This is a genomic window from Ancylobacter sp. IITR112 (assembly GCF_041415945.1).
Taxonomy (GTDB): domain Bacteria; phylum Pseudomonadota; class Alphaproteobacteria; order Rhizobiales; family Xanthobacteraceae; genus Ancylobacter.
Genome location: NZ_JBGCUS010000001.1, coordinates 3,926,019 through 3,941,211, shown reverse-complemented (window position 1 = coordinate 3,941,211; position 15,193 = coordinate 3,926,019). Strand labels below are relative to the sequence as shown.

The following is a 15,193-nucleotide window of genomic DNA, read 5'->3' as shown; positions in this document are numbered from 1 at the left end:
GCTCAGCCCAGGCGCGGCGGCATGGGGGGCCGCCCGCCGCCGGGCCGCGCGGCCGCCGGCGGCGCGTTGGTGCCGGTTATCACCGTTTCGCCCGGCTCCAGTCCCTCGGTGATCTCGGTCTGGCTGCGGTTGGACAGGCCGGTCTTCACCGCGCGTTCCTGCGGCCCCTCAGGGGTGAGCACGCGCACGCTCTGGCTGCCGTCGCGGGCGGTGCGGACCGCCGGGGTCGGCACCAGCTTCACGCCCTTCGCTTCGCCGAGGCGGAAGAACACCTGCGCCGTCATGTCGGTCATCAGCATCAGATCGTCATTCGGCACGTCGATCAGCACATTGTACAGCACCACGTCGTTGACGATGGTCGGCGTCGGCTCGATCTGCCGCACCGTGCCGCGCCAGCGCCGGTCCGGCAGGCCGAGCGTGGAGAACGAGGCCGGCGTGCCGACGCTGATGCGGGGAATGTCGCCCTCCGCCACCTGCGCCGTCACCGTCATGGTCTGCAGGTCGGCGATGCGCAGCACGATGGGCGCGGACTGGTTGGCGTTCAGCGTGCCGCCCTCGCGGGCGGTGATGGAAACGACGGTGCCGTCCATCGGCGCGTAGATCTTGGTGTAGCCGAGATTGGCGAGGTCGCCGTCGAGCGTCGCCTGCATCTGGGCGATCTGCGCCTTCAGCGCGTCGATCTTGGCTTCGCTGATCCGCGCGGTCGCTGCGGCGGCGTCGGCCGCGTCCTTGCTGCCGGACTGGTTCTTGAGCAATTGCTGGGCGCGCTCATCGCGCAGCCGGTCGAGGGTGAGCTGCGCCTGCGCCTGCGCCAGTTGCGCGCGCAGATTGTCGAGGCTGGCGCGGTCGGCGGCGACGCGGGTCTGGTAGACCGTGGGGTCGATCTCGGCCAGAAGATCGCCCTTCTTCACGAGGTCGCCGACATCGGGATGGATCGTGCGCAACTGGCCGGAAACCTGCGTGCCCACATCGACATAGGTCTTGGGCTGCATCTTGGCGATGGCGTTGACGCTGGTTTCGATATCGCCGAGCGCGACCACCGCCGTCTGGAAGGCGGGCGCCGCCTCCGGGGTCTCGATGCGGGTATAGGCGGCATAGCCAGCGCCGGCGAGCAGCAGGGCGGCGAGCAGCCACGGCCAGCGGCGACGGCGCCGGCGGCGCGTCGTCCTCTCTCCCGTCCAGCCTGTTTCCGCCTTCTGCAGCATCGCGCCCGGCCCTCCTCGGCACCTCAAGGGGTAAGGCTCAAGTCCCGGCGATCAAAGTGAATTCGCGGTAATGATGGACCCTGCGGGCGGCCCGGCCGGGTCAGGAATCGCCGGGCCGGTATTCGCCGGTGGCGGGGTCGCGGCGAAGCGTCGCGCGCGGGTCGAGCGTGCCGGCCTTCTCCGCCCGGCGCTGGGCGTCGAGCTCGGCATTCACCCGGCGCGCCTCGCGGCCGAGCACCTTGACCAGAGCGGCGGTGCCGAGGGCACCGAGGGCGAGAATGACGAGCGGCGGCATGGGCGGTTTTCCGAAAGGGCGTCGGCGTCAGAGCCCGAAACGGGCCCATAATGCCCGCTCCTCTGCGGCGGAAATGAGGGCCTGCGCCGCGCCGGCGCCAATCTCGGCTGCCGGCCCCTCGCCCAGCGCTGCCGCGATACCCAGCCCGGGCGAGCGACGGCCGAACAGGCCGGGCTTCACCTCGATCAGCGGGGTGCGGACGCTCTCGCCATAGCGGGCGCGCAAAAAGCTTCTGAGATCGCCGATGGCGTCGACCAGGCCCAGCTCCTGCGCCTGCGGCGCCGCCCAGAATTCGCCGGAGAACAGCGTGTCGTCGTCGCTAGACAGCACATCGCCGCGCCGCGCCTTCACCAGCGCCACGAAGGCGGCATGGATTTCCTGCTGCAGGGCTTTCAGCCGCTCGACATCCTCCGCCTTCTCCGGCTGGAACGGATCGAGCATCACCTTGCGGGTGCCGGCGGTGTAGACCCGGCGCTCGATGCCGAGCTTCTCCAGCGCGGCGGGAAAGCCGAAGCCGGCGCTGACCACGCCGATGGAGCCGAGAATGGAGAAATCATCGGCGACGATCTCGTCCGCCGCGCAGGCCAGCATATAGCCGCCCGACGCCGCGACATCCTCGACGAAGGCGATCACCGGCAGTTGCTTCTCCGCCGCCAGCGCGCGAATGCGCTTATAGACGAGATGCGACTGGGTCGGCGCGCCGCCGGGCGAATTGATCAGCAGCGCCACCGCCTTCGCCCCCTTCACCGCGAAGGCGCGGTCGAGGGCTTTCGCCGTATTGGCGAAGGTGATGCCGGGGCGGAAAGGGCTGGCCATGCCGATCGCCCCGGTGAGCCGCACCACCGGCACCACGGGGGTTCCGCCGCGCAGCCTGGCGGGCAGGAAGGGATCGAGACGGCGGCGGAGATCGGAAATCAGCGATGATGTGGCCATGGACCACAGATAGGGTGCGCGCGGGATTTGCTCAATGACCGCACGCAGGCTTGTGACGCTGCGTTAGTCAGGGCTGATCGCACGACCCTCGCGCAGCACCTGTTCCGCCGCCGCGCTCGGCCGGCCATCCGCTTCGGCGAGCACGAGGCCGGGCAGGAAGGCGGGCGGCGTGCGCCGGCCCTTCACCGCCCCGATCAGCAGCCGGTGCGCCGGCGCCCCGGGGGCGGGGTGCACCGGGCGGATCGTCACAGCACCGAAACGACCTTTCAGCCCCGCCAGCAGCGCTTCGACAGCTTCCGGCCGGTGGATCAGCGCCAGACGGCCGCCCGGCAGCAGCAGCCGCTCCGCCGCGCGCAGCCAGATCGTGACATCGGCATCGGCGACGGCATGGGCGAGGGCGCGGCCGGCATGCGGCGAGAGGCGATGGCGGGCGGGATCGTTGAAGGGCGGGTTCATCAGCACGAGGTCGGCGGCGCGGGCGGGCGGCTCCGCCGGCCACGATGGGCGCCCGAGCGCGGCGACATCGGCCTCAACCACCCGCACCCTCTCCGAAAGGTCGGGCGACTGGCGGGCGGCGTTGCGGAGGGCAAGCGCGGCGAGTTCCGGCACGATCTCGACCAGCGTCACCTGCGCCGCCGGCACCCGCACGCCATAGGCAAGGCCGGCCGCGCCGACCCCGGCGCCGAGATCGACCACCTGCGTCGCCTCCGGCGCGCTGGCCGCCAGCAGCATCGCGTCATGCCCGGCACGGTGGCCGCGACAGGGTTGCAGCAGGTGCAGCCGCCCGCCGAGAAAGGCGTCGTCGGTCAGGGCGTCCTCGGCCGCAGCGTCGCCCGACGCCGCCACCGGCGCAGCCTCGGTCCCGACGCTCATGGCGCGACGAGCGCGGCGCCAAAGCCGGCGCCTTCCAGCAGCGCCCGCGCCGCGTCCGCGCGCTCCTCCTCCACCAGCAGCCGGCGCGGCAGCAGGCCGATCGAGCCCTCCATCACGCTCATATGCTGGTCGAGCACGAGATGACCGATCCCCGCGCTCTCCAGCAGGGCGGCGATGGCGGAAAGGAGGACGACGTCATTGGTCCGCAGGATTTCGCGCATCGCCTATATGAGGCAGCAAGCCGCGCCGCTGGCAAGGCGGCGGGTCGCCATGTCGCTCACAGCCGCATTTCCGCGCGCACGGCGGGGTCGAAATCCTCATCGAGGCCGAGACGGACCAGTTCGCGGTACTGGATGGTCAATTTGCGCTTGAGCACGGGGAAGCCGAGATCGAGCACGAATTCCGGGTGCATCATCGGGAAGGAGGCAAAGAGCCGCTTGGCGCGGATGCGGCCAGCCAGCGCGTCGCGGATGCGCAGTGGCGACCAGCCCTTGTCGAGCAGCGGCTGCAGCATCGCCTTGTCCTTCGGGTTCAGCCGGCACTGATAGGCGAAGATGCGCCCGAGCTTGTCGGCGTCCTCCAGCGCCATCAGCCGGTCGATCACCGCGCGCCAGTGCACCAGCGCGCCCAGCGTGTAGCCCCGGCGGGCGAAATGGCGCGACAGGCCGCGCTCCAGCCGCCGCACCACCAGATGCTTGTTGTCGATCAGCGGCATGTCGCGCCAGAAGGCGAGGAAATCCTTGCTGGCCAGCAGACGCGGCGAGAAGGAGAGGAAATAGGACTGCACATAGTCCCGGCTGACGCCAAAGCGCGGTACGCCATTGAGCAGGAAGCCGAACACGTCCTCCGGCGCCGCCCGGCAGCGCGCCAGCGCGTCGCAGTCGGTCCGCAGCGGAAACCACAGGCTGTCATTCATCACCACCAGCCGGCGCGGACGCACGCCGCGCTCGTCCAGGGTGAGGATGCCCTCGCGGAAGCCGCCGAAATCATAGCCGATATTGGGCCGTTCGATCACCAGATGCGTATGCAGGGCGAGCCGCGCGCGGTCTTCCTCGCGCAGCGGGGCATTGGACACGACGACGCAGGCAAAGCCGTTGCGGGCGAAATGGTCGAGTGTGGCAAGGGTGGAGCCGGGTATGCCGTCGCGCGGAAAGATCACCAGAATCGCGATTTCGTCGGCGGCCGCCTGCCGGCCGGGCGTAATCGTGACGCTCTCGGCGCGGCGGGCGTCGTATTCGCGGCGCTTCAACCCGCCGAGAAACATCCATGGAGCGCTGCGCAGCTTGGCGCGCCAGCGTCCAAGCTCCTTCCGGACTTTCGAAAACACGGCCAAGTCCGAAACCTCGGGCAAAAGACGGATGGCGATTTCTGGCAAATCGGCGTCATCTCCGCAACAGCCGGTTTCGCCCGCCCCGGGGTTGGCGGCCCCCGCCCGGCCGCGGCACGGCCGGCGCGCGCACCGTGAACCATGAAAACTTTCGCCGTCCGGCGCGGTAAGCTATGAGAACCCGTCGGGTCGCCGTCGCCTTGCTGAGGGAGCCTCCTTTGTCCGTTGCCTACTCCTTCAATCCCGCCGTGAGCGCGACCGAAGCCTCGCTGGAGGGCATCGTCGCGCTTGTGCGGGCCGATATGGACCGTGTGAACGCCCTGATCCTGTCGCGCACCGGTTCCGAGGTGGCGATGATACCGGAGGTGGCGCAGCACCTGATCTCGTCCGGCGGCAAGCGCCTGCGCCCCATGCTGACCCTCGCGACAGGGGCGCTCTCCGGCTATGAGGGCGAGGGCACGGTGAAGCTCGCCGCCTCCGTCGAGTTCATGCACACGGCGACGCTGCTGCATGACGACGTGGTCGACGACAGCGAGATGCGCCGTGGCAAGCTCGCCGCCCGCATGCTGTGGGGCAATGAGGCGAGCGTGCTGGTGGGCGACTTCCTGCTCGGCCAGGCCTTCCGCATGATGATCGAGGTCGGCAATATGCGGGCGCTCGACATTCTCTCCACCGCCGCCGTTGTCATCGCCGAGGGCGAGGTCGCCCAGCTCGCCGCCGCCAAGAATATCGGCACCGACGAGGAGGCCTATCTCGGAGTGATTCGCGGCAAGACGGCGGAACTGTTCGCCGCCGCCTGCGAGGTCGGGCCAGTGCTGGCCGGGCGCACGCCGGAAGAACAGGCCGCCTGCCGCGCCTATGGCATGAATCTCGGCATCGCCTTCCAGCTCGTCGACGACGCGCTCGACTATGGCGGCTCGCAGGCCGATCTCGGCAAGAATGTCGGCGACGATTTCCGCGAGGGCAAGATCACGCTGCCCATCGTGCTGGCGCTACGCGGCGCCGACGAGGGCGAGCGCGATTTCTGGCGCCGCTGTCTGGAGCGGGGCGAGATCGGCCCGGGCGATCTCGATCAGGCGATGTCGCTGCTGGTGCGGCACGGCGCCATCGCCGAGACGGTGGAGCGCGCCCGCTTCTATGGCGCGGCGGCCAAGCAGGCGCTCGATGTGTTCCCCCCCAGCCCGGCGCGCGACGCGCTGCTCGACGTGGTGGATTTCTGCGTCGCCCGCGTTCGTTAGCGCGTGAATCGCGTTCAGCCGCGTGGCGCGAAGATGATCAGCGCGGCGCCGGCGAGGCACACCGCTCCGCCCATCAGGTCCCAGCGGTCGGGGCGGAAGCCTTCCACCGCCCACAGCCACAGCAGCGACGCCGCGACATAGACCCCGCCATAGGCGGCGAAGGCGCGCCCGGCCGCGGCGGCCTCGATCTGCGTCAGGGCGAGGCCGAAGGCGAGGAGGCTGAGCCCGCCCGGCAGCAGCCACAGTGCGCTCGCCCCGTTGCGAATCACCGCCCAGAAGGCGAAGCAGCCGGCAATCTCCAGCAAGGCCGCGAGGGCGAAGAACAGGGCGGTGTGCACCAGCGCCTCTCCTAACCCAGCACGGTGGATTTCACCCACCAGCCCGAATACGCCCCCGCCACCTGCCGGGCAGCCGCGGCGGCGGCGCGGCAATCGTCATAGAGCGCGAACATCGTCGCGCCGGAGCCGGACATACGCACCAGCCGCGCGCCCGGTGTGGCCGCCAGCGCCGCCTCGACCTCGCCAAGCACCGGCGCCAGCGCGCGGGCGGGCGGTTCGAGATCGTTCGGCTCGGCGGCGAGCCACGCCAGCAGCGCCGCCCGGGACGGCGCCGATGGCAAGGCCGGTCCGCTCGGACCGAAAGACGTGCCCGGGACCAGCGCCAATGCGCGGAACACATCGGCCGTCGCCACCGCCACGCGCGGATTGACCAGCACGGCGCCGAAGCGCGGCAAAACGAGCGGGGAGATCGCCTCGCCACGCCCGGCCATCAGGCAGGAATGGCCAAAAAGACAGGCCGGCACGTCCGAGCCCGCCTCCAGCGCCGCCTCGAACAACCGTTCATCGTCCATGGCCAGCCCATTGGCCCGCGCCAGCAGCCGCAGCGCCGCCGCCGCATCGGCCGAGCCGCCGCCGAGCCCCGCCGCCACCGGCAGGCGCTTGGCGAGGGTGAAGCGCCCGAGCACCAGCCCCGGGACATGCGCCGCCAGCGCCCGCGCCGCCTTCAGCACCAGATTGTCCGCCTCCCCCGCCAGCAGCGGCGCCCCCGGCCCTTCAAGGGCGAGCGTCAGTTCCGGCCCGGGGAGCAGCGACAGCCGGTCGCCCGCGCCGGCGAAGGCGACGACGCTGGCGAGGTCGTGATAGCCGTCCGCGCGCCGGCCGAGCACCCGCAAGGTGAGGTTCACCTTGGCGGGCGCGCGTTCGTGCAGCAGGGTTTCGCGGGGTTGAGCGGCAGGCATGGCGCGCTTATGCGACGCGCGCCGGCCGGCGGCAAGCCGGCGCGGCGGCGCTTCGCCGGGTGCCCGACTTGCGCGAGACCGCCTTTTGGCTGTATAAGCAGCGCATTCAACGATCTCACAAACGATCATCTGGTCGGTTGAGAGTGGGTTCCGCCGGCGGAGCCCGCTCTTTTTGCATTGCGGATCGTCAGGCGATCCGGCGAGGACGATGAGCGACACCGAAACCCACGCGACTGACGCGAACAACGTGGCCGAGAGCCGTCTCGACGAGCCGCGCCTCGTCATTGAGGCCGGCCCCGCCGCCCGTGTGGCCGGCATTGTCGGCCCGGTGCTGGAAGGGCTCGGCTTCCGCCTGGTGCGCGTGCGCATTTCCGGCGGCAGCCCGCCCACCCTGCAGATCATGGCCGAGCGCGCCGACGGCTCCTTCGGCATCGACGAGTGCGAGGCGGCGAGCCGCGCCATCTCGCCGGTGCTCGATGTCGAGGACCCGATCAGCGGCGCCTATAATCTCGAAATGTCCTCGCCCGGCATCGACCGGCCGCTGGTGCGCCTGTCGGATTTCCGCCGCTGGGCCGGGCATGACGTGAAGATCGAGATGGCCGTGCCGCATGAGGGGCGCAAGCGCTTCCGCGGCATACTGGCCGGCGCCGAGGGCACGAATGCGCTGGTGCGCCTGCCGGACGCCCCGGCCGATGCGCCTGCCACCGTCGCCCTGCCCATCGCCGACATCGGCGATGCCCGCCTCGTCATGACCGACGCGCTGATCCGCGAGGCGCTGCGCCGCGACAAGGCGCTGCGCGAGGGCGCCGGCATCGAGGAAGACGACATCGACACCGCCGATATCGGCGAGGTGCCGCTCGACGGGGATGACGACGACAACGGCGACGACGACCTGTTCGTCGGCGGCGAGGGCGTCGCCCCGCGCGTCATTCCGGCCAAGAAGATGCCGGTGAAATCCAAGCCGATGCTGAAGCCCAAGGGCGCGGCCAAGCCCGGCAAGAAATCCAACGCCAAACGCAAATCCTATGCGAAGGAGACGCACTGATGGCCGTCGTCAGCGCCAACCGGCTTGAACTCCTGCAGATCGCCGACGCGGTCGCGCGGGAAAAGACGATCGACCGGGGCATCGTGATCGCCGCGATGGAAGATGCGATCGCCAAGGCGGCCCGCTCGCGCTACGGCGCGGAGACCGACATCCACGCCGAGATCAACCCGCGCACCGGCGAGCTGCGCCTCGCCCGCCACCTTCTCGTGGTCGAGCAGGTCGACAACCCCGCGGTCGAGATCGACCTCATCGGCGCGCGCCGGCTGAACCCGGCGGCGCAGATCGGCGATTCCATCGCCGACACCCTGCCGCCCTTCGATTTCGGCCGCATCGCCGCGCAGTCCGCCAAGCAGGTCATCGTGCAGAAGGTGCGCGAGGCCGAGCGCGACCGTCAGTATGACGAGTTCAAGGACCGCATCGGCGAAATCGTCAACGGCGCGGTCAAGCGCGTCGAATACGGCAATGTCGTCGTCGATCTCGGCCGTGGCGAAGCCTCGCTGCGCCGCGACGAGTTGCTGCCGCGCGAAGTGTTCAAGCCCGGCGACCGCATCCGCGCCTATGTCTATGACGTGCGCCGCGAGCAGCGCGGGCCGCAGATCTTCCTGTCGCGCACCCATCCCCAGTTCATGGCCAAGCTGTTCGCGCAGGAAGTGCCGGAAATCTATGACGGCATCGTCGAGATCAAGTCGGTGGCCCGCGATCCCGGCTCGCGCGCCAAGATCGCCGTCACCTCGCGCGATTCCTCGGTCGACCCGGTCGGCGCCTGCGTCGGCATGCGCGGCTCGCGCGTGCAGGCGGTGGTGAACGAGCTGCAGGGCGAGAAGATCGACATCATTCCGTGGTCGCCGGATGTCGCGACCTTCATCGTCAACGCCCTCGCCCCGGCCGAAGTGGTCAAGGTGGTGCTGGACGAGGACCGCGAGCGTATTGAAGTCGTGGTCCCCGATGCCCAACTAAGCCTTGCCATCGGCCGCCGCGGCCAGAATGTGCGCCTTGCCTCCCAGCTTACCGGCTGGGACATCGACATCATGACCGAGGCGGAGGAAAGCGAGCGGCGGCAGAAGGACTTCGCCGAGCGCACCACCATGTTCGCCGAGGCGCTCGACCTCGACGAGATGATGGGCCAGCTTCTCGCCTCCGAAGGTTTCGCCTCGGTGGAAGAAATCGCCTATGTGCCGCTGAACGAGCTGGCGAGCATCGAAGGCTTCGACGAGGACACGGCGCAGGAACTGCAGAACCGCGCCCTCGCCCATCTGGCGCAGGTGGAAGCCGCCTTCGACGCCCGCCGCCGCGAACTCGGGGTCGAGGACGCGCTGCGCGACGTGCCGGGCGTCACCTCGCCCATGCTGGTGGCGTTCGGCGAAAACGACATCAAGACGGTCGAGGATCTCGCCGGCTGCGCCACCGACGATCTCACCGGCTGGACCGAGCGCAAGGACGGCGAGGTCGTCCGTGTCGCCGGCGCGCTGGACGGGTTCGAACTGTCGCGCGAGGACGCCGAGCAGTTGATCATGCAGGCCCGCGTCAAGGCCGGCTGGATCACGCCGGAAGAACTGGCCGGCCCGGCCGATGACGAGGCGGGCGAGACGGACGAGGCCGGCGAGGCCGAGGCCTGAGAGGCCGGGCCGAAGGCGGCGCGACCGAAGGGAAGACGACGGTGACGGACGAGACGGCCTCTCACGGGGCAGCACCGGCGGACACCGGCTCTGAAGCGGGCTTCACGGACGCCGATCAGGCGGAGGTGGAACTCACCGATGCCGGCCTGCCCGATGCGGGCCGCGCCCCGGCCCGGCTGTGCATCGCCAGCCGGACGGTGCGCCCCGTGGCGGAACTGCTGCGCTTCGTCGTGGCGCCCGACGGCACGGTGGTGCCGGACATCCACGCCCGGCTGCCCGGGCGCGGCGCCTGGGTGACGGCACGGCGCACCGTGCTCGCCGAGGCGCTGAAGCGGAAGGCGTTTTCCCGCGCCTTCCGGGGAAAGGGACGTGCCGGGCCGGAACTGTCCGATCTTGTCGGCCAGCTTCTGGAGAAGGATGCCCTCGCCGCGCTCGGCATGGCCAAGAAGGCGGGGCAGGTCGTGACAGGCAACGCCAAGGTCATCGAGGCGCTGCAGAGCGGCAAGGTCGTCGTGCTGCTGCATGCGAGCGACGCCGCCCCGGACGGGGCGGCAAAGCTCGACGCGCTGGCCCGGCGGATCGGCGAGGCTGACGGACGGGAAATTGCCCGGCTGGACAGCTTGCCAGGGCAACAATTGGACTTGGCGCTTGGGCGGGCAAATGTGGTACATGCTGCGCTGCTCGCGCATCCGACGAGCGCGGGGTTCCTCGCGCGAATGAAACGGCTCGAAGGCTGGCGCGCGGAATAAGCAGGCTGGCCGACGATAGTGGGGCCTTTCCGCATGAGGCGGGAAGGTACAGGAACGGATACCGAATGACCGATACGAAGAACCCGGGCGAGAAGACGATGGGCGTCGGACAGGGCGGCAAGACCACCCTCACGCTCAAGCGACCTGTCGAGCAGGGCGTCGTCCGCCAGAGCTTCAGCCATGGGCGGTCCAAGTCCGTCGTGGTGGAGAAGGTAAAGCGCCGTGTACTCGGCCCGGGCGACAAGCCCGAGGCGCCGGCACCGGTCGCGCCCGCTTCGCCGCCGGCATCCGCTCCCCCCGCGGCGCAGGCCGCCCGCCCGGCGCCGGCCACTCCGGCAGCGCCCGCGCGTCCGGCCGCTCCCAGCGCCCCGGCGGCACCCGCCGCACCGGCGGCGGCAGCTCCGGCGGCTCCGGCCGTGCCGCGCCCCGCCGCGCCAGCCGCCCCCGCACGCCCGGCCGCGGCCGCGGCCGCGGCCGCGGCCGCTCCCGCTCGTCCTGGTGCTGGCGCTCCCGCCCGTGCGGCCGCCGGCCAGCCGGCCGGCCGGCCGCCGCTGCGCACCCAGCCCTCTCCGGGCGCCAATCTCTCCGGCCCGCGCCCGGCGCCGCAGGGCAGCCGCCCGGGCGGCGTGGTGCTGCGCACGCTGACGGAGGAAGAGGCCCGCGCCCGCGCCGCCGCCCTGCAGGATGCCCGCATCCGCGAGGTGGAGGAGCGCAAGCGCGCCGAAGAGGAAGCCCGCCGCCGCGCCGAGCGCGAGGCGCGCGAGAAGATCGAGCGCGAGGCGGCGGAAGCCCGCAAGCGCGAGGAAGAAGCGCGCCGCGCCTTTGACGAGGAAGCCAAGCGCAAATCCGAGCAGGAGGCGCGCAAGCGCTTCGGCGAGGACCAGCCGGCCGCCGCGGCTCCGGCCGCCGCCGCGCCCCGCGCCGCCACCCCCGCCAGCCCGGCACAGACCCCGGCCGCCGCTCCCGGCGCGCCGCGTGTCGCCACGCCGCGCGGCCCGATGGATGCCGAGGAGGACGATCGCCGTCCGGCCCGTCGCGGCCCCGGCGGCGCCCCCGCGCGTCCCGCCGCCCCGGCCAAGCCCACCCGCCCGGCCGGTCCGGAAAAGAGCCGTGGCCGCCTCACCGTCGTCAACGCCCAGTCGGCCGATGACGAGCGCCAGCGCTCCGTCGCCTCGTTCCGCCGCCGCACCCAGCGCATGAGCGGCCATCGCCATGTCGAGGCGAAGGAAAAGATCGCCCGCGAAGTGACCGTGCCGGAGACCATCTCCATCCAGGAGCTGGCCAACCGCATGGCCGAGCGCGCGGTCGACGTGATCCGCCTGCTGATGAAGCAGGGCCAGATGGTCAAGATCACCGACGTGATCGACGCCGACACCGCCCAGCTCATCGCCGAGGAACTCGGCCACAGCGTGCGCCGCGTCGCCGAATCGGACGTGGAAGAAGGCCTGTTCGACACGGCGGACACCGAGGAGAACCTCGAAACCCGTCCGCCGGTCGTCACCATCATGGGCCATGTCGACCACGGCAAGACCTCGCTGCTCGACGCCATCCGCAAGGCCAATGTCGTCTCCGGCGAGGCCGGCGGCATTACCCAGCATATCGGCGCCTATCAGGTGACCTCGCCGCTCGGCGGCAAGATCACCTTCATCGACACGCCCGGCCACGCCGCCTTCACGGCGATGCGCGCGCGCGGCGCCAAGGTGACGGACATCGTGGTGCTGGTGGTGGCTGCCGATGACGGCGTCATGCCGCAGACGATCGAGGCGATCAATCACGCCCGCGCCGCCAAGGTGCCGCTCATCGTGGCGATCAACAAGATCGACAAGCCGGACGCCAAGCCCGAGCGCGTGCGCAGCGAATTGCTGCAATACGAAGTTCAGGTGGAAAGCCTCGGCGGCGACACGCTGGAAGTCGAGGTCTCCGCCAAGGCGCAGACCAATCTCGACAAGCTGCTGGAGCTGATCAGCCTGCAGGCGGAAGTGCTCGATCTCAAGGCGAACCCGAACCGCGTCGCGGAAGGCACCGTCATCGAGGCCAAGCTCGACCGCGGCCGTGGCCCCGTCGCCACGGTGCTGGTGCAGCGCGGCACGCTGCATGTCGGCGACATCGTCGTCGCCGGCGCCGAGATGGGCCGCGTGCGCGCCCTGATCGACGACAAGGGCGCCAATGTCAGCGATGCCGGCCCGTCCTTCCCGGTCGAGGTGCTCGGCTTCAACGGCACGCCGGAGGCGGGCGACCGTCTCGCCGTGGTCGAGAACGAAGCCCGCGCCCGCGAGATCACCGACTATCGCCAGCGCCAGAAGCGCGAGAAGGCGGCGGCCCGTTCCGCCACCGTCCGCGGCTCGCTGGAGCAGATGATGAGCCAGGCCAAGACCTCGGGCCGCAAGGAATTCCCGCTCATCATCAAGGGCGACGTGTCCGGTTCGGTCGAGGCGATCATCACCTCGCTGGAAAAGCTCGGCACCGACGAGGTGCAGGCCCGCATCATCCACTCCGGCGCCGGCGGCGTGAACGAGAGCGACGTGACGCTGGCCGAGACGGCCGGCGCGGCGATCATCGCGTTCAATGTCCGCGCCAACAAGGAAGCGCGCGACGCGGCCGAGCGTGCCGGCATCGAAATCCGCTACTACAACATCATCTACGACCTCGTGGATGACGTGAAGGCGGCGATGGGTGGCCTGCTCGCCCCGGTCAACCGCGAGACCATGCTCGGCAACGCGCTCATCAAGGAGATCTTCGCGGTCTCCAAGGTGGGCAAGGTCGCCGGCTGCCTCGTCACCGACGGCATTGTCGAGCGCGGCCAGCATGTCCGCCTCATCCGCGACAACGTGGTCATTCACGAAGGCAAGCTGGCGACGCTCAACCGCTTCAAGGATGCGGTCAACACGGTGCATTCCGGCCAGGAATGCGGCATGTCCTTCGAGAACTACCAGGACATGCGCGCCGGCGACGTCATCGAGTGCTACCGCGTCGAGGTCGTGCAGCGCACGCTCTGAGCCGGCGCCTCGCCGACACGCTGTTCAGGCCGCTCCCGCACGCGGGCGCGGCCTTTCCACGGGAGTGCGCGGTCCAAACCCGAGCGCTCCGGTTGCGGTCGGCCCCTGCGCCCGCGCGGCGGACGGGGCCCTGAAGGTTTGAAAACATGAAGAATAAAGCGAGTTCGGGCTCCGGCCCGAGCCAGCGCCAGCTTCGCGTGGGCGAGCTGGTGCGCCATGCGCTCTCCGACATTCTCGCCCGGGGCGACCTGCCCGATCCGGCGCTGGCCAAGGTGCTGATCACCGTGCCGGAAGTGCGGATGAGCCCGGACCTGAAGATCGCCACCTGCTATGTCATGCCGCTCGGCGGCAAGGACCCGAAGGCGGCGATCGAGGCGCTGGCGACCAATGCCAAGCCGCTGCGCGGCGAGATCGCCCGCCGCGTCGAGCTGAAATTCGTCCCCGAGCTGCGCTTCCGCATCGACACCTCGTTCGAGGAGGGCGCGCGCATCGACGCGCTGCTGCGCCTGCCGCAGGTGCAGCGCGACCTCGACGGCGCCGACACCGACACTCCTGACAGCCGAGAGGACGAGGCATGAGCGCCCCGCTCGATTCCACCCACCCGACCGAGGACGCCGAGCTGCCGTCGGCGGCACCGGTGGAGACCGGTCGCGAGGCCCCGCGCAAGCGCCGGCCCAAGCGCGATGTCGATGGCTGGGTGCTGCTCGACAAGCCGGTCGGCATGACCTCGACCCAGGCGGTCGGCGCGGTGAAATGGCTGTTCCAGGCCAAGAAGGCCGGCCATGCCGGCACGCTCGACCCGCTCGCCTCCGGCTGCCTGCCGATCGCGCTGGGCGAAGCGACCAAGACCGTTCCCTTCGTCATGGACGGACGCAAGGTCTACCGCTTCACCGTGCGCTGGGGCATCGAGACCGACACCGACGACAGCGAGGGCCAGCCGGTCGAAACCTCGGACCTTCGCCCGACCCGTGAGGCCATTCTCGCCCTGCTCCCCAGCTTTCGTGGCGAGATCGAGCAGGTGCCGCCGGCCTATTCGGCGCTGAAGATCAATGGCGAGCGCGCCTATGACCTCGCCCGCGACGGCATCGAGGTGCAGCTCGCCGCCCGCACCGTGGTCATCCATTCGCTGGAGCTGGTCGAGCAGCCCGACGCCGACCACGCCGTGTTCGAGGCGGAATGCGGCAAGGGCACCTATGTGCGCTCGCTGGCCCGCGATTTCGGCCGGGCGCTCGGCGCGCGCGGTCACATCGCGGCCCTGCGCCGCACCCGCGTCGGCACCTTCGCGGAAGAGGAGCTGGTGCCGCTGGCGAAGCTGCGTGAGGTCTCCGAATCCATGGATGACGCCCCGCCGCTGTTCGCGCTGCGCCCGGTGGAGATCGGCCTCGACAGCCTGCCGGCGCTGCGCGTCTCTTCCTCGGATGCCGCCCGCCTCGCCCATGGCCAGCCGATCATCCTGCGCGGGCGCGACGCGCCGGTGCTGGAAGGCCCGGTCGCCATCACCATGGGCGGGCGCCTCGTCGCCCTCGGCGAGGCCGAAGCCGGCGAGATCCACCCGAAGCGGATCTTCCATTCGGGCCGGTGACGCCGCTCACGCCTGCCGCGCGCCCCGCACATCACGCTGGCACCTCCGGCGTTTTCGTGTATGGTGCGCGCGCGTCGCGGACCCCCTGTCCGCGCGA

At 70.5% G+C, this 15,193-nt stretch carries 15 protein-coding genes; 7 read left to right on the top strand and 8 right to left on the bottom strand.

The window, feature by feature from the left end:
• Positions 1 to 2: 2 nt before the first annotated feature.
• The 6 genes from AAC979_RS18705 to AAC979_RS18680 all read right to left on the bottom strand — a co-directional run bounded on the left by AAC979_RS18705 (position 3) and on the right by AAC979_RS18680 (position 4,633).
• Positions 3 to 1,205, bottom strand: a complete 1,203-nt coding sequence (locus tag AAC979_RS18705; RefSeq protein WP_371348391.1) for an efflux RND transporter periplasmic adaptor subunit — start codon at positions 1,203 to 1,205, stop codon at positions 3 to 5.
• A gap of 100 nt (positions 1,206 to 1,305) precedes the next feature.
• A complete protein-coding gene (locus AAC979_RS18700; RefSeq protein WP_371348390.1) occupies positions 1,306 to 1,500 on the bottom strand; it encodes a hypothetical protein in 195 nt (64 codons plus the stop codon).
• A gap of 27 nt (positions 1,501 to 1,527) precedes the next feature.
• A complete protein-coding gene (locus AAC979_RS18695; RefSeq protein ID WP_371348389.1) occupies positions 1,528 to 2,433 on the bottom strand; it encodes a S49 family peptidase in 906 nt (301 codons plus the stop codon).
• A gap of 63 nt (positions 2,434 to 2,496) precedes the next feature.
• Positions 2,497 to 3,306, bottom strand: coding sequence for a tRNA1(Val) (adenine(37)-N6)-methyltransferase (locus tag AAC979_RS18690; RefSeq protein ID WP_371348388.1), 810 nt, complete (start codon positions 3,304 to 3,306; stop codon positions 2,497 to 2,499).
• Entirely contained in the window at positions 3,303 to 3,527 is a 225-nt protein-coding gene (locus tag AAC979_RS18685) for a DUF2007 domain-containing protein (RefSeq protein WP_371348387.1), read from the bottom strand. The genes AAC979_RS18690 and AAC979_RS18685 overlap by 4 nt, the downstream gene beginning before the upstream one ends.
• Before the next feature lie 56 nt (positions 3,528 to 3,583).
• The gene (locus AAC979_RS18680) at positions 3,584 to 4,633 is read right to left on the bottom strand and encodes a rhamnan synthesis F family protein (protein WP_371348386.1); all 1,050 of its coding nucleotides are present in this window, start codon (positions 4,631 to 4,633) and stop codon (positions 3,584 to 3,586) included.
• A gap of 218 nt (positions 4,634 to 4,851) precedes the next feature.
• Here AAC979_RS18680 and AAC979_RS18675 point away from each other — a divergent pair, with 218 nt between their 5' ends.
• Entirely contained in the window at positions 4,852 to 5,871 is a 1,020-nt protein-coding gene (locus AAC979_RS18675; protein WP_371348385.1) for a polyprenyl synthetase family protein, read from the top strand.
• Positions 5,872 to 5,885: 14 nt separating this feature from the next.
• On the opposite strand, the gene AAC979_RS18670 is transcribed toward AAC979_RS18675, so the two are convergent.
• Both AAC979_RS18670 and AAC979_RS18665 read right to left on the bottom strand, forming a co-directional pair.
• Complete coding sequence (locus AAC979_RS18670) at positions 5,886 to 6,209, bottom strand: YnfA family protein (RefSeq protein WP_371348384.1); 324 nt, start codon at positions 6,207 to 6,209, stop codon at positions 5,886 to 5,888.
• Positions 6,210 to 6,220: 11 nt separating this feature from the next.
• Entirely contained in the window at positions 6,221 to 7,108 is an 888-nt protein-coding gene (locus AAC979_RS18665; protein ID WP_371348383.1) for a 4-(cytidine 5'-diphospho)-2-C-methyl-D-erythritol kinase, read from the bottom strand.
• Positions 7,109 to 7,316: 208 nt separating this feature from the next.
• Between AAC979_RS18665 and rimP the strand changes: the two genes are divergently transcribed.
• The 6 genes from rimP (at position 7,317) to truB (ending at position 15,096) form a co-directional block, all read left to right on the top strand.
• On the top strand, positions 7,317 to 8,153 hold the full coding sequence (gene rimP, locus AAC979_RS18660) for a ribosome maturation factor RimP (RefSeq protein ID WP_371348382.1): 837 nt from the start codon (positions 7,317 to 7,319) through the stop codon (positions 8,151 to 8,153).
• A complete protein-coding gene (nusA, locus tag AAC979_RS18655; protein ID WP_371348381.1) occupies positions 8,153 to 9,769 on the top strand; it encodes a transcription termination factor NusA in 1,617 nt (538 codons plus the stop codon). Before rimP ends, nusA begins: the two co-directional genes overlap by 1 nt.
• A gap of 41 nt (positions 9,770 to 9,810) precedes the next feature.
• The gene (locus tag AAC979_RS18650) at positions 9,811 to 10,518 is read left to right on the top strand and encodes an RNA-binding protein (RefSeq protein ID WP_371348380.1); all 708 of its coding nucleotides are present in this window, start codon (positions 9,811 to 9,813) and stop codon (positions 10,516 to 10,518) included.
• Positions 10,519 to 10,583: 65 nt separating this feature from the next.
• Positions 10,584 to 13,514, top strand: coding sequence for a translation initiation factor IF-2 (gene infB, locus AAC979_RS18645; protein ID WP_371348379.1), 2,931 nt, complete (start codon positions 10,584 to 10,586; stop codon positions 13,512 to 13,514).
• 146 nt (positions 13,515 to 13,660) lie between these two features.
• Entirely contained in the window at positions 13,661 to 14,092 is a 432-nt protein-coding gene (gene rbfA / locus AAC979_RS18640) for a 30S ribosome-binding factor RbfA (RefSeq protein ID WP_371348378.1), read from the top strand.
• A complete protein-coding gene (truB, locus tag AAC979_RS18635; protein WP_371348377.1) occupies positions 14,089 to 15,096 on the top strand; it encodes a tRNA pseudouridine(55) synthase TruB in 1,008 nt (335 codons plus the stop codon). The genes rbfA and truB overlap by 4 nt, the downstream gene beginning before the upstream one ends.
• The last annotated feature ends 97 nt before the right edge of the window (positions 15,097 to 15,193 follow it).